Here is a 14303-nt window from a genome sequence, read left to right on the forward strand (position 1 = left end):
GCCCCCGACCACCGGTCACGATCCGGCAACATGCGCACTGGGCTGGCGTGGTCGGGCTCATGGTCGGGCCGACCACGGCCTATCCCCGATGGCAGGCGATGGATGCGCAGTCGCGGTTGCGCAGCGGCAGCGTCGCTCATTGCGCAGGCAGCTGCGCAACGGTTCCGGGCCCTGCGCATTCGGCATGTGCAGCCGACTGCGCACAGCGGACAGGCGCCGTCGACGTTGGTCTGCGCACTCGGCCAAGTCGTGCGCAACCGGGCCTTCCGCAGCCTCCTTCCTGGAGTCGGCGCGGGCCCGGTCCTTCGGCCGCTTCTCCCTCTGTGTCCCCTGGGCTCGCTGGGCCAGTTCCCCGTCCCCACCACCTTCACAGCGATGTTCGGTTCAGGCGTGCCTGGTCGCCGTCTGGGGCCATGGTCGGGGCTGTGGTCGGGCCGACCATGACCCCGACCACGGGCTTTGTGTCCCCATCGTGACCGTGGTCGGGGGCTCATGGTCGGTGGTCGGGTCGGGGTCGGCGGGTTTTCTCAAGGTCAGCAAATACACGTTCTGACCTGGGAGTTTGACCATGTCCCCTGGCAAGCAGGCCTCGGAGAGCGACGCGGCTCCTCCGATGGCCGCAGGCGCCCGGCTGGAGAAGATGAGGCGGCGCGTCCGCCTGTCGCGCCTGGCCCTGTTCACCGCGATCGCGGCCGGCCCCGTCGCCCTGGGCGTCGCGGTGATGTCCGGCCCGACCACCGTCGCGGCCGCCCCCTCGGACAAGCCAGCCGCCGTGCGCAGCGCGGCCGCCACGGCCGACCCTGCGGGCTATGCGCAGGTGTTCGTCGGCGCGTGGTTGCGCAGCGGCGCCGACGACGCGAACAGTGCGCAGGCGTGGCTTGCGCAGTCCCTCGCGCCGGATGTCGATCTGCCGGACCCGGTCGCCAGTGCGCAGCCGAAGCCGGTGGCGGTGATCGCCGTGCGCAGTGCGCAGCGCGGGGACGGCGAGTGGGCGGTGACCGTGGCTGCGCAGTACGCCGACGGGCGGCTGCGCTACTTCGTCGTCCCCGTGACCGCCGACGCGAGCGGCGCCTCGTTCGCCGTGACCGGCGCCCCCGGCGCGGTGACCGGCCCGGCGCGCGCCGCGGTGGGCAAGTCGCCGTACGGCGTGAGCGTGCCATACGACGGCGATCTGTCCTTGGCAGTCGGCGAGTTCTTCGGCGCGTACCTGACGGGGGCCGGGGAGGTGGACCGCTACCTCGCACCCGGCGTTCGGATGTCGGCCGTCTCCCCGGCGCCGTACACGGCGGTCGCGGTGCAGCGGGTGTCCGCCGTCGAGGAGGCCGCGGCCGCCGGGAAGGTGCCGGCCGACGGCACGGCGGTGCGTGTCCTCGTGCAGGTGGAAGCCCGGGACTCCGGCGGTCGCTGGCCGCTGGGGTACGAGCTCACGCTCAAGGCCCGCTCGGGCCGGTGGGAAGTCGCGGCGCTGGAGTCCGGGACCGCCCAGGACGGGGGTGCCCGGTGAACACGATGCACAGCCTGATGCTCGCCGGGCAGCTCAACGACCTCGGCAACTCGTGGATCAACATGTTCAAGGAGTGGGCGACCAAAGGCCTGCAGGCCGGTCTGGTCTGCCTCGTGGTCGTCATCATGATCCAGAAGTTCAGCCTCAAGGCCGGGATCGGTGCCCTGCTCCTGATGGTGATCGCGCTGGGCCTGTACAACTCGCGCAACGACCTGGCGAACATGTTCACCGACGAGGTGAAGAACCCGGCCAAGGGCGCACCCGCAATCCCCGGCATCGTGCGCAGTACCGATCCCCTCGTGCGTGACCACTCCGCCGGCGCGGGAGGCTGGCTGTGAGCGCCGCCGCCCCGGTGCGGATGGGGCGCTTTTACACCTCCGCCCGCCGCCATCCCTGGGTGCTGGGCAAGGTGGCGGACTGGCGCATCCCCCTCGGCCCCTACACGCCCGCGCAGATCGCGGTCGCCGTCGGCGGCGGCTTCCTTCTGGTCAAGACCATCAGCTGGTGGTCGTGGATGGGCCCCGTCCCGATCGCGGCCTGGCTGCTGGCGATCTGGGCGGTGCGCCGGGCGAAGATCAACGGCCGCGCTCCGATGCAGGCCGCGTTGGGCTGGGTGCTGCTCGGCTGGCAGCCGCGCGGCGGACGGATCGGCGGCAGGGCCGCCCGCGACCGCGCTCCCCGCACGCTGCTCGGCGGCTTCACCGTCGAGGACGCGTTCGCCTCTGTCGCAGCGGCCGCTCCGCTCCGTGCGCCGCGGCGGCCGGCCGACCGCACACCGACCACGCCCCGATCGTCCACGCGACGCCGCCCGGCGCCAGCTGCTCCCGCGGCGCCGGTGCGGCCGGTGTCAGGTGTGCAGCAGCTGCTCGCGCTGGCCGAGCAGGGGGGTGTGCGATGAGGGTGCCGGTCCGTCACATCGCCGGGCACCTGGTGTGGTCGACGCACGGCAGCGTGTGGGCGCTCTACCGCCTGCACCCCGGACCGGACGCGCGCGGCCGCCGCGAGGAGACCGTCCAGGGCACCTACGTCCCGGCCGCGGTCCGTGACGAGCAACTCGCGAAGATCACGCACTTGATCCGTTCCCTGACGGGGGCGCCGCGCCTGTTCGGGCTGTGCGCACAGGTCGACCCGGGCGAGATCGCCCTGCGCATGATCGAGGGCATCGAGCCCGGCGACCAGCCCCCCGGCAGTACGCACCCGTGGGTGGAGAACGTCGAGGCCACCCTGGACCTGCTGGGCGAGCAGGAGATGCACCGCCGCACGCTCTGGCTGGCGGTGCCGCTGCAAAACGACGCCGCCGGCGGGCAGGTGACCGCGTCGCTCGGCGCGATGTGGGCGGACGTCGCGCCGATGCTGGGCATGCGTGCCGCCCCCGTGGCACGACGCGAGGTGACCTCCTACCGCGAGCAGGCCTCCCGGGTGGAAGCCGCGCTCGCCGGCGGCATCGCCTTCCGCCCCGCACGCCCGGCGGAGATCGTGTGGATGATCCAGCACGCCCTCCACCGCGGCCTGGACGAGCCGCTGCTCACCGAAGCCGAGACCAGCGACCTGTACGGAGGGCAGCTGAGGGCGGGGACGCTGCACTCCCCCAGTTACGCCGACCTCGGCCAGGTCCGCCTGCAGGAGGGCGGCGTCGACCCCGCGCGCGACGACGCCGAGGACTTGGCGGGCTCGGACCGGATCGGCCGGTCGGGGCGCACGGCGTGGTGGCGGCTGAAGACGTCGTCGCCGCTGCGGCGGCGGTGGCTGCAGGTGGAGTCCGACGCCGGGGTGGGCTATCAGGCGCAGCTGGCGCTGGCCGAGTGCCCGCCTGCCGTGAGCCAGGACGCAGCCGACCTGTTCGCGCAGCTGGAACTCCTGGACTTCCCCGTCGACTACACCGTCGACCTGACCCTGGTGTCGGCGGAGAAGGCGCGGGATCAGGTGCGGCGCAAGAAGAACGAGCTGATCGACCAGGCCGATCAGTACGACGCCCGCCCGACCGGGATGCCCGCCTCCTTGAGCGAGGCCGCCCGCGACCTGGGCGAGCTGGACGCACGCCTGTCGCGCACCAGCGTGGAGGTCGAGGTCCAGTCGGTGACGGTCCTGACCGTGTGGGGGCCGACCGCCGCAGTCTGCGACGCCCGCGCCCGGGCCCTGGCCGCCCTGCTCGGCGGCGCCGACTACCGGGCCGTGCGTCCGGCCGGGCTGCAGGAGGCCTTGTTCACCCTCGGGCTGCCCGGCACCGCGCGGCCCGGTGTGGTGCGGGAATTCACCCAGCATCAGGTCAGCGAGGACTGGGCGTTGGGCGGGGCTTTCACGGCTGCGGAGGTCGGCGACCCGAACGGCATGTTCCTCGGCATCGACCTGGACTGCGGCACCACCCGCCCCGTGATGATCAACGTGGCGGATGCGCCGAAGCAGGACGCCTCCGCCTCCATGGGGATCATCGGCGATCTCGGTGCGGGCAAGAGCGTGATGCAGAAGCTGATCGCGGAGGCGGTGTGGGCGCGCGGCGGCTGCGCGATCTGCATCGACCGCACCCCGGTCCGCGAGTGGGCGACCTTCGCCCGCACCGCAGCTGCGGGCCGCGTCCAGATCATCGACGCCGCCCAGGCCGAGGTGTCCATCGACCCGCTGCGCATGTTCGACGGCCCCGAAGGCCGCCACTACGCCCTGTCCTACCTGACCCTGCAGCTCGGCATCGGTCCGATGAGCACCAGCGGCGAGGTCCTCCACCATGCCGTCGAGCAGGCCGCCGCCAGCGACGCCCCTTCCATGCACCGCGTCCTCGAGGTCCTGGAGAGGATGGCCACGAGCGAGGCGGGCAAGCGGCAGGACGCGGCCGCCACCCTCGCCGGCCTCATCCGCGTCGTCGCCACCAACTCCCTGGCCCGCATGGTGTTCGACCCGACGCTGCCGCCGGTACGGCTGGACGCCTCCAGCACCACCGACATGATCGTGATCACCACGACCGGGCTGAAGCTGCCCCCGAAGGCCGCGTTCGACAAGCCAGGGGTCCTGCACCAGCAGCCGCTGGAAGCGCTCATCGGCCGCGCAGTGCTCTATCTGATCGCCGCACTCGCCCGGCAGACCGCGTTCGAAGACCCCGAGCGGTTCACCCAGGTGGTCACGGACGAGCTGTACTGGCTCACCTCGTCCGCCGAGGGCACCGCCCTGGTCCACGAGATCCTCCACGACGGACGCAAACACGGCGCCGGCCTGCTCGCCGGATCCCATGACGCCGAGGAACTCGGCCCCGACCGCGGCCTCATGGCCTACCGGGCGCTCGCCCGCACCGCCGACCGCGAACGCGCCCGCCGCGGCCTGGAGTTCCTCGGTCTCGACCCGAACGACCCCGAACTGCTGCGGCTGGTGACCACCGGCCTGTCCCCCGTCGGCCAGAAGGGCCGGGAGGGCGAGTTCCTGCTGACCTGCCCGCGGCAGAACACCGGCCGCATCAAGGTCTCCATCCCCCGCATCGAGCGGATCTCCTCCTCCATCACCACCACACCCGGACGCCGCACAAACGCTGCCCCGCCCTCCCTACCTGTTGCCGGTGAGGCCGTGAATGCGCGCCCGAAGGAGCACATCTCATGACCACCTCTTCCTGGGACCGCTCCCGGCACATCACCGCGGCCGCCAGCATCCTCACGGTGATCGCCGTCGCCGCCGGCGTGCTCGTCCTGGCCCTCGGGACGAGCACGCCGGAGCCGTGGTGGCCGCACACTGGCCAGGCCTTCGCCACCGACGCCCACTCCGCGCGCCAAAACCCGTGCGACGGGATCGTGGGGCCCGCCAAGGACTACTGCGAGCGCGGCACCAAAACCTCCGCACCCGCCGGACACCCCAGTGCCGCCAGTGCGGCGTGGCGGCTGGGAACGGCCGGCGCGGGCCTGGGCGCCGTCGTCATCTGGCGGCGCCGGAGTGCCGCTGGGCAAGGGCGGCGCTGACACATGTGGCGTCCAGACCGCGGCACCCTCCGCTCGGCCGGCTTTGTCCTGCTGCTCACTGGCGTGTTCGTCATGGTCAACAGCCAGGTCGTGTATGCGGCGAGCAGCAGCAGTGAGACTGGTGATCTGCTCTCGCCGCTGAACATCACCTCCTCTGAGGGGGTGCCGATCAACGGCTACGAGCTGAACGCCGAAGGCGGGTCCATCGTCGCGTTCAGGTCCCAGGCGCTCGCGTTCGCCCTGTCCGGCCTGTTCACGCTGATCCGGCTGCTGGTGGGGCTCGCAGGGTGGTCGATCGAGCTGGCCTTCCGGTTCCCGCTGCTGAAGATCCTGATCCAGCCGGCTCAGAAGGTCGCCGACTCCTACAACCACGTGGTCGTCGACACGCTCGGGCTGAAGGGGCTACTGCTGGCCTGGAGTTTCGTGTTCACCGGATTCATGCTCGTGCGCGGCCGGATCGGCCGCAGTCTGGGCGAGATCTTCCTGACCCTGCTCATCGGGGCGCTCGCCGCGTCCGCGTTCGTCCGCCCCGACTACCTGCTCACCCAGGACGGCCCGCTGGGGCAGGCCCAGCAGGTGGCCGCCGAGGTGGCCCAGCAGAGCGTCAACTCCTACGACTGGGGCGGCAAGCTCGCCAGCCGCGGCCCGTGCGACGGCATGGCCGGCAACCAGGAGCTCAAGTGCCTTCAGCAGGAGGACGAAGGCCCCGTCTCGGCCGCGGAGGTAGCCCGACCGATCCAGGACTCGATCACCAACGCGCTGATCGTCAAGCCTTACATGTTGCTGGAGTACGGGCGCATCCTCGACCCTGCCAAGGCGGCCGACCGGACGGCGTATGCGGTCCACCTGAAGTGGATCACCGGCGGGTACAAGGCGAGCGCGCAGAACAAGGGCAAGGACGCCAGGAACGATGCCTGCCGGCTGATCAAGGGTGAGGCGAAGAAGTACTGCGAGCGGTCCACCAGCGACGTTCCCAGCGGAAGCGGCACTCTTCCGACGCTCACCCCCGGGGGCGACCTACTGGACGCCTCCAACGCAATCGTCACCGACGAAGACCGAGAATTCTCCTCCTTCCTGGCCGACATGAAGAGGGTCGGCCCGGTCGGCAAGGCGTGTGCCGCCTACGCCGAGAAGCCCACCTGGTGGCGGGTCGGCGGCGCCGGACTACTGCTGATCGCCACGCTGTTCATCTGCGGCATGCTGCTGTCCTCCGCGATCGTCCTGCTCGGCACCCAGGGCATCTGCGCCGCCGCCGCGGCCGCCGGCGGTGTGACCTTCATCGCCGGGATGCTGCCCGGGCCTGCCCGCCAGTCCGTGTGGAAGTGGCTGTCCCTGTGGGGCATCGCGATCCTCGCGCTGGTCGGGATCTGCGCGTTCGTGCCGTTCTTCGGCATCGCCGTCGACGCCACCGTCACCAACGGCCCCGACCTGATGGTCGAGCGGATCCTGCTGATCGACGTGCTGGCCATCGCCGGTGCAGCCGGGCACCGCAGGCTGCTGACCGGCATCACTTCCTTCGGCCGGCGCATGGCCATGCGGATGCGCTACGCCAAGGTCGGCGGCACCCACATGCCCGGCGACACCTCCGAGCTCGGCGCCGCCCTCGCCATGAACTCCCCCGCTGCGATGGGCGGGTACGGCGCAGGTTTTCGGGCCTTCACTGGCGGGGGCGGCGGCAGGTTCGGGATGCTCGGCACGCGGCAGCGGCTGATGGGCGCCCTCGCCTCTCTGGTCGACGGAGCTGGGATGCCGGTGGACACCGGGGGGCTGCTCGCCGACGCCACCGCCGAAGCCGGACGCGGACTCGCACCGCTGACCGCGGCTGCGGCCGTAGGCGGGCTGGGCGTCCGGCTCGGTGGGAAGGGCGCGCACTGGCTGCTCATCGGCAGACGGCCCGACAGAGACAAGCTCCTCAAGTGGCGCAAACCCACCGCCGACGGCGACCCCCACACGGGCGGCGCGTCCGGAGGCGGACCGGGCGGGGGCGGACCAGGCGGTTCAGGCAGCGGCGGGCCGCTCAGGCCCGGTGGGCCGCCCGACCGGTACCGCAACGAGGACGGCCAGGTCGTCGACCGCAACTCCGGGCAGGTGCTGCACGACCAGAACACCGACCGCACCCTGCTGTCCACCCGCGCACACAACCGGCTCGTCCGCTTCCGCGGCTACCGCATCCTGCACCGCGGCGGCCGCGCCGCCTACGGAGCGACGGTCGGCCTGCCCGCCACCGTCCGCGCTACGCGGACGAGCGGCTCGCGCTACTCCCAAGACGCCCGCCAGCAAGTGCAGGTATGGGGCAACACCGTCCGCCAGGACCTTCACGCCTGGGGAGACGCCGGACGGCTGATCCGCCGCAACAACACCCCTGCCATCCCTACCCAACCGCCGCCACCCAGGCCGCCGTTCCCACCCGGCCCTTCATCGCCCCCCGGCCCTTCGTCGCCCTCAGGGCCGTCCTCATCTCCCAGGCTGCCCCGGTCCGGTGGACCCGCAGGCGGCACGGGCCAGGCCTCCGCGCCGCCCAGCGCGCCGGCTTCCCCGGCTCCGCGGCCCACCGCTCCGGGGAGAATCAGCGACAACACGCGCAGCCAGGCACAGGCCCGGTTCCAGGAGCTGCTGCGGCGTACCGCACCCGATGCCGAAAGACTCCGCCAGCAGCAGGAGCAAGCGCGGCGGGCGCGAGCCTATGAGGAGGCGCGGCGCATTGGGGCCGAGGTCGACTGGCTGGCCCCGGCAGAGCCCGAGGACGGTGACGGCCCGTGACCCGCCGCCGTAGCCGGAAGGCCACATGGGGCTGCCTGACCGTGATGCTGCTGTTCGCCGCCGTGTGCTGCGCCGCCCCCATATCCGGCGCGATCAGCGCGGTCGTCGCGCTGCAGAGCGCCGCGCGAGACGACGGCGGGATCGCCGACGGCGGCACGGCCGCCGACATCCCTCCGCGCATGTTCACCGCCTACAAGAACGCCGTCCAACAGGTGGGGAAGTACGTGCCGAAGTGCCAGGGCATGCGCTGGCCGATCCTTGCCGGAATAGCCAAGGTCGAGTCCAACCACGCCATCGGCCGCACCATCGCCGACAACGGCGACATCCGCCCACGCATATTCGGCGTCCTGCTCAACGGCTCCGGCACGGGCGGCAACACCACCGCCTTCCCGGACACCGACAACGGCAGGTGGGACAGCACCGCCAGCGGTGAACGCGCGGTCGGCCCCTTCCAGTTCCTCCCCTCCACCTGGGAGGGGATCGGGAAGGACGCGAACGGTGACAAGACCGCCGACCCGCACAACGCCGACGACGCCGCCCTCGGCGCCGCCGTCTACCTGTGCGGAAACGGCCGCGACCTGACGAAGCAGTCCCAGCTGGAGGCCGCGATCCTGCAGTACAACCACTCCACCGAGTACGTGGCGAACGTGCTGGGCTGGATCGACCAGTACACGGCAGCCGCCGAGGACCCGGACCTGAAGAACGTGTCCAGAACGGTCCGCACCGTCCTCGAGGCCGCGCTCTCCCAGCGGGGTGTCCCCTACTCCTGGGGCGGCGGCAGCACGAACGGGCCCAGCACAGGGATCTGCTGCTCGCCAAGCGGGAAGAGCGGCACCAACATCACCGGCTTCGACTGCTCGGGGCTGACCTTGTACGCGTACGCCAAGGCCGGCATTCAGCTGCCGCGTACCGCAGCCGCCCAGGCCGGTGCCGGAAGGCGGATCCCCCCAAGTCTCGGCACCAGCGCGCTCAAGGCGGGTGACCTGGTCTTCTATGCCGATGCCCCGGGCCGGGACGCGACGATCTATCACGTCGGGATTTACCTGGGCAGTGGACAGATGGTCAACGCCGCCCGGCCGGGCACCGTGGTCCGGCTGGACGCGGTCAACGCGATGTCGGGATATGCGGGAGGGGCCCGGCTGCTATGACAAACTCCCCGGCGCGTTCGCTGCGCCTGCTGCTGATCGTCACTGTGGTCCTGGTCGTGGCCGGGGTGATCCTGTTGACGGTGCCGCAGACGGCGGGCGCACCCGCTGTCTCGGCTCCACCGCGCGCGACCGCTCCCACGGCGCGCCCCACGGGAACCGCTCCAGGCAGCCGCACTGCGCAGGCCAGTGCGCTCGCGCAGGCCACGGCCTCCACTGCGTCGACGCAGTCGGCCAGCTCGTCCGCGCTGCCGCCGCACGGTGAGGGCGTGGCCGGCGATGCCGCCATCCAGAAGTCGTTGGAAGACGCCTGGCCCGCCGACGTTGCCGCCGACGACGAGCAGGAGCTCCTCGCGGCCGGCCGTGGCCTGCTGCGGGCGGACGCCACGGGGGTCGGCCGGGCCAAGTGGCCCGCGCTCTTCGGCGACCCGGACCAGGCGATCGCACCGGCATTCGCCACCGCTCGCTTCCGTATCCAGGCGGCCGTCGCCCGCCGAGACGGCTGCCCGGACAAGGCGGTGGTGCACCTGGTGTGGGCGGGCGCCGACCGCGGCGGCACCTACACCGACCGGCGCATCACCGACTGGTACTTCGCACGCACTTCGACGAAAGGAGCGTCCACGTGGACGCCTCAGCCCCGTATCTGACCGACCGGGCGGATGGCACGGCGGCCGGTCAGGTCCTCGGTCTGCTGGCCGGCCTGGCCAACGCTGCTGGCTGGGTGATCACCTTCTGGTATGTGCCCGTGGCGGCCGTCCTCGTCGTCTGGGCCGTGAGCGAGATGGTGGTGCGCCGTCTGGCGAGGAAGGCCTCGGCCGAGCGGATGGCGCTGGAACTCGTGCCGTCGCAGCACTTCGACCCCGGCCTGGAGGAGATCTTCCGCCGTGGGGTCCAGCTTGCCCGGGCCTCGACGAGCATGCCGTGGTGGGCGCCGCGACGGTCGAAGGCGGTGCAGATCCGGCTGCGCGCCGACGGCTCCAGCCCGCTCCGCTACCGGATCGAGGGTCCTGCGGGCGGCGAACGCCTGTTGTCGATCACGCCCTTCGGCCCGGCCGTCACCGTGAAGCGGGCCCGTCCCCTCGTCGACAAGCCGCGTGAGCATGTGGTGCGGGCGGAGTTCGTCCTGCGAGGCAAGCCCACGGCCCCGCTGCGGGACGTTCCGCTGGACCCGGATCCGCTGCAGCCGCTGATCGATGCCGTCTCCGATCTGCGGGCGGAGCTGGGTGACCTGGCCGAGATCCGGCTCGACATCCAGCGGGCTCCCAAGTGGGCGCTGCGGGCCCGCCGTCTGCAGCTGGTGTCGGACGCCCGCCGCAGGGAGCGGCGCGAGGCCCAGCGGGCGGCCCGGTGGGTGCGGCAGGACGCTACCGGCATCGAGGACTCAGTGGCCTGGCAGCTTCAGCAGTTGGTCAGCGGTAAGCAGGGCGGGGGCGGGCGCCGTCTGGTCATGCCGCCCGTACCCCGCCGGGTGGACCCCGCGGAGGCTCTGGGCAAGCTCGCCGATGATGACCACCTGGTGCGCGTGCAGCTGCTGGTGATGTGCGCGTCGAACACGGAAGGCCGCTCCCAGGCCCGGCTGGCCCAGCTCCAGGCCGCGTTCGACGTGTTCGGCGGCGGGTCACGGTGGGCGATGCGCGGATGGCGGATCGGCCCGTGGCGGTTGGGGGCGGACCGCTGGCCCAGCCGACGCGGCTTCGAGCGCCGCTGGACGTTGGGTCACTGCCAGCCGCCCCGTCCGAACTGGGTGCGCCTGGAGGAGCTCACCGGACTGCTCAAGCCGCCCACGGTGAACTGCCGCCTGCCGCTGCTCGCCGGGGATTTGCCGACCTTCGAGTTCGACAACCCCCAGTTGCTGCTGCAGGGCTTCTACCGCGGCCCCGACGGCCGCCGTCGTTTGGTCGCCAGCTACGCGAAAGAGACGCTGTTCGAGGTCGGTGTGGGCAAGGCGGGCGGCGGCAAGACCGAGCGCGCCCTAGCGCAGGCGATCGGCTGGGCTCATGCCGGGGGCGGGCTGATGTTCGTCGACCCGCACCGCGACTCCTGGCCTCGCGCTCTGCCGTTCCTGGCCCACGACGCTCTGATGGACCGGATCGCGCTCATCGACCTCAACGCCAATGGGCCTGCTCCGCAGGTCAGTTCATGGAATCCGCTCGGCATGCACCAGGGCCAGGTGGCGCACGAGGTCGTCGAGGCCACCGCGGACGCCTACGCGGCCGCACTGGGCTGGGACGACGCCAGCGCACCCCGCGCACTGACCATCCTCACCGCCTCCCTCGCGGTGCTGGTGGCCGTCAACGAAGCCGCCTGCCAAGCCGGGCGCCCCGAAGACCAGGCCACGGTCTTCCACGTGCGGGCGCTGCTCACCGACCCGGTCTTCCGCGCTGCGGCGCTCGCCGGCGTTCAGGGGCGCCTGGACGACGAGACGCGCTCCTGGTGGCAGACGGTGTTCCCCACCCTGCCACCGGACTCCTTCGCCGTAGTCCTCAACCCGATCGCCCGCCTCGCCGCCAACCCCGTCACCCGCGCGTTCCTCGGCCAGCCCGCCGGCCGCTACAACATCCGCGCCGCGATGGACTCGAAAATGATCGTGTGGGTGTGCCCGGGCGGCAACGGACCCACCGACCGGCTGATCACCGCACTGCTCGCCCGCGACCTGCTGCGCGCCGTGCGCTCCCGCCGCGACACCCCGGAAGCCCAACGGGTGCCGTTCCGCCCGTACTTCGACGAGCTGATCACCCTGACCGGCGGAGCCGCAGAGACGATCGCCAGCATGTTCGAGGACTTCCGCAAGTACAAGGTCCACGTCCACGGCATGACCCAGCTGCTGGCCCGCCTGCCTATCCAGGTGCGGCTCTCCCTGGTCCAGAACGCCTCCACGCTCGCGTCCACCGCCGGATCGCAGTCCGCCATCGCTCCGATCACCGCAGAATGGGGCGACCGTCCCGGACCTGACATCGTCGCCACCCTGGACCGCTTCGAGCACTACATGTCGCTGACGGTCAGGGGCCGTCGCGTCGGCCCGGTCCGCATCACCGGCCCGCACCTCGACGAGGTCTTCGCCGACTACGCACGCCCCCGCCAGGCGGCGGCGCTCGAGCGCGCCGCCCTCGCTATGGCCGCCGCCGAGCCCCTGGACCAGCTCACGACTCGCGCCACCAACCAACTGGGCCGTGTGAACCGGTTCCTCGCCCAACTCGCCCCCACCACACCGTCAGCCGTACGGCTGCAGAAGAAGGGTTACCAGTGACCGCCACCTTCGAGACCGTGTCGTCCGGTCGCACTCCGAGTCCGGTTGAGCCGCTGCCGCATCAGCTCCTGGCCGTGCTGGGGCAGCACCGGATGGCGACCACAAGTCAGCTCCACGACCTGCTGCGGCCTGGCACGGCGCGGCAAACCGTCTCCACGCCGCTGAACAAGCTGCGCCGTGATGGCCTGGTGGACTACACGGTGCTGCCGCAGTCCAACCGCTCCCGCGCCTGGTACCTGACAGGGGAGGGCGCCCGGCTGGTCCGGGACTTCCCCGCGCTGCGGGGCCGGCCGCCGTATCCGATCACCTCAGCCACCGCTGCCTCGTTGAAGACACCGCACACCCTGACCGTGGTCCGCACTCACCTGGCGTTCGTGACCGATGCCCGCAGACGTGGCGACGAGCACGGGCACCTGGACTGGACGCCTGAGGTCTCCCATCCGCTCAGCGACGGCGAGAAGATCATCACGGATGCGCTGATGCACTACACGGTCATCGGCGAGGATCAGCGGACAAAACTCAGGGCGTTCGTCGAGGTTGACCGGACGACCATGAGCAGCGAGCGGCTCGCGTCGAAGCTGATCGAGTACGCACGGCTGTGGTCGTACGAGCCGCAGCCTGTGGGGCGGCAGCGCTCGCGGCAGTCGGTCGTTCCCGGTGCCGTCTGGCTGCGCTGGTATCCCGTGTTCCCCCGGGTTCTGTTCGTGCTCACCGGAGCTTCCCGGTACGTCCTGGGCAACCGGATCAGCGACCTGCAGGCCATGGTCGCGCAGCACCCGCTCGTGGGCACGCTGGCCCGGCAGGTGCCGCTCGGCGCCGCGGTCCTGGACGACCTCGAACTCCGGGGGCCTACGGGCGATCTCTGGGTCCCTCTGGCCGGGGGCGAGCCGCGGCCATGGACCGAGCTGTGATGCAGCGTCTTGGTGCCGACCGAATGTCGCAGCCTTGCAACTGCTCCGGAACTCACTTGCAGTTTGCTTACGCGAACGACTAGTTTACTTCTGCACAACGGGGCCGCGTTCTTCAATCGGCCATGCGCGCTCTGACCTTGGGAGATCCAGATGCCGCAAGCTACTGGTGAAGTTCGCATCCATGAAACGGCATCCGGTGACGCGTGGCCCGTCCGCACGCAGGCCGTCTCGTACGTCGGGAACGCCTGCGTCGTCGAGGGGTCCGGCGACTTCGACCTGGACGACCTGAACCTGGTGCGCCACCGATTCCCGGGCCGGCGCGTCACCCTCGACAGTGACGTGATCACCGTGTGGCCGACTCCCCCAGCATGACGCGTGAGGAGCGCAGCATCCGGTCGCCCGCAACGCCACCTGGACCGGCCGCAGGAAGACCGCCGGGGCGAGGTCCCGTTCTCGCGAACAGGGACTGAAGCGGTCCGCGCGAAGCGAAGACCGATCCAGATCATGTGCGGGCGGGGCGGGCGAATACATAGAACTACAAAGCGACTTCCGGTTTCGAAAGTGACCGGATACGTCACGAGTTGTACGAGTGAACTCAACTATCACGCTGGGAAGTTGACTGGCATATGCGTAACCTTCCGACTACGCAAACGCATCAGCGCAGCTCGACCAGGTTTCCTGGGGCGGGTAATCGGGCGGTACGCCCGCGTCGGCCCTCCGCCCCAGCTGCGCTGAACGGGGAGGCATCATGAAACGCCGCGCACACCAGAGTGTTCATTCTGCTGTTCGCTTCCGAAACGGGGC

Annotated in this window: 11 protein-coding genes; all 11 read left to right on the top strand. The window is 71.2% G+C overall.

Going from position 1 to position 14303, the window contains the following annotated elements; translation table 11 throughout:
* Positions 1-568 precede the first annotated feature (568 nt).
* The 11 genes from OG819_RS46395 (at position 569) to OG819_RS46445 (ending at position 13871) form a co-directional block, all read left to right on the top strand.
* Positions 569-1504, top strand: a complete 936-nt coding sequence (locus OG819_RS46395) for a conjugal transfer protein (protein ID WP_266655740.1) — start codon at positions 569-571, stop codon at positions 1502-1504.
* Entirely contained in the window at positions 1501-1842 is a 342-nt protein-coding gene (locus tag OG819_RS46400) for a hypothetical protein (RefSeq protein ID WP_266655742.1), read from the top strand. Before OG819_RS46395 ends, OG819_RS46400 begins: the two co-directional genes overlap by 4 nt.
* Positions 1839-2402, top strand: coding sequence for a hypothetical protein (locus tag OG819_RS46405; protein ID WP_266655744.1), 564 nt, complete (start codon positions 1839-1841; stop codon positions 2400-2402). The genes OG819_RS46400 and OG819_RS46405 overlap by 4 nt, the downstream gene beginning before the upstream one ends.
* Positions 2399-5083: an ATP-binding protein gene (locus OG819_RS46410; RefSeq protein ID WP_266655746.1), complete on the top strand. Its 2685-nt coding sequence runs from the start codon at positions 2399-2401 to the stop codon at positions 5081-5083. Before OG819_RS46405 ends, OG819_RS46410 begins: the two co-directional genes overlap by 4 nt.
* Positions 5080-5436 (top strand): hypothetical protein, encoded by a 357-nt coding sequence (locus tag OG819_RS46415; RefSeq protein ID WP_266655748.1) that lies wholly within the window; start codon positions 5080-5082, stop codon positions 5434-5436. Before OG819_RS46410 ends, OG819_RS46415 begins: the two co-directional genes overlap by 4 nt.
* 3 nt (positions 5437-5439) lie before the next feature.
* On the top strand, positions 5440-8196 hold the full coding sequence (locus tag OG819_RS46420) for a hypothetical protein (protein WP_266655750.1): 2757 nt from the start codon (positions 5440-5442) through the stop codon (positions 8194-8196).
* Positions 8193-9344, top strand: coding sequence for a bifunctional lytic transglycosylase/C40 family peptidase (locus tag OG819_RS46425; protein ID WP_266655752.1), 1152 nt, complete (start codon positions 8193-8195; stop codon positions 9342-9344). Before OG819_RS46420 ends, OG819_RS46425 begins: the two co-directional genes overlap by 4 nt.
* Positions 9341-9988, top strand: coding sequence for a hypothetical protein (locus OG819_RS46430; RefSeq protein WP_266655754.1), 648 nt, complete (start codon positions 9341-9343; stop codon positions 9986-9988). The genes OG819_RS46425 and OG819_RS46430 overlap by 4 nt, the downstream gene beginning before the upstream one ends.
* Positions 9964-12588, top strand: coding sequence for an ATP/GTP-binding protein (locus OG819_RS46435; protein WP_266655756.1), 2625 nt, complete (start codon positions 9964-9966; stop codon positions 12586-12588). The genes OG819_RS46430 and OG819_RS46435 overlap by 25 nt, the downstream gene beginning before the upstream one ends.
* Positions 12585-13499: a replication-relaxation family protein gene (locus tag OG819_RS46440; RefSeq protein WP_266655758.1), complete on the top strand. Its 915-nt coding sequence runs from the start codon at positions 12585-12587 to the stop codon at positions 13497-13499. The genes OG819_RS46435 and OG819_RS46440 overlap by 4 nt, the downstream gene beginning before the upstream one ends.
* 150 nt (positions 13500-13649) lie before the next feature.
* Complete coding sequence (locus tag OG819_RS46445) at positions 13650-13871, top strand: hypothetical protein (protein ID WP_266655760.1); 222 nt, start codon at positions 13650-13652, stop codon at positions 13869-13871.
* Positions 13872-14303: the final 432 nt, after the last annotated feature.

The organism is Streptomyces sp. NBC_01549 (genome assembly GCF_026339955.1).
Lineage (GTDB): Bacteria > Actinomycetota > Actinomycetes > Streptomycetales > Streptomycetaceae > Streptomyces.

Coding starts and splice junctions, on each gene's coding strand:
- OG819_RS46395 (WP_266655740.1), top strand. CDS start 569: ATGTCCCCTGGCAAGCAGGCCTCGGAGAGCGACGCGGCTCCTCCGATG.
- OG819_RS46410 (WP_266655746.1), top strand. CDS start 2,399: ATGAGGGTGCCGGTCCGTCACATCGCCGGGCACCTGGTGTGGTCGACG.
- OG819_RS46415 (WP_266655748.1), top strand. CDS start 5,080: ATGACCACCTCTTCCTGGGACCGCTCCCGGCACATCACCGCGGCCGCC.
- OG819_RS46420 (WP_266655750.1), top strand. CDS start 5,440: ATGTGGCGTCCAGACCGCGGCACCCTCCGCTCGGCCGGCTTTGTCCTG.
- OG819_RS46430 (WP_266655754.1), top strand. CDS start 9,341: ATGACAAACTCCCCGGCGCGTTCGCTGCGCCTGCTGCTGATCGTCACT.
- OG819_RS46445 (WP_266655760.1), top strand. CDS start 13,650: ATGCCGCAAGCTACTGGTGAAGTTCGCATCCATGAAACGGCATCCGGT.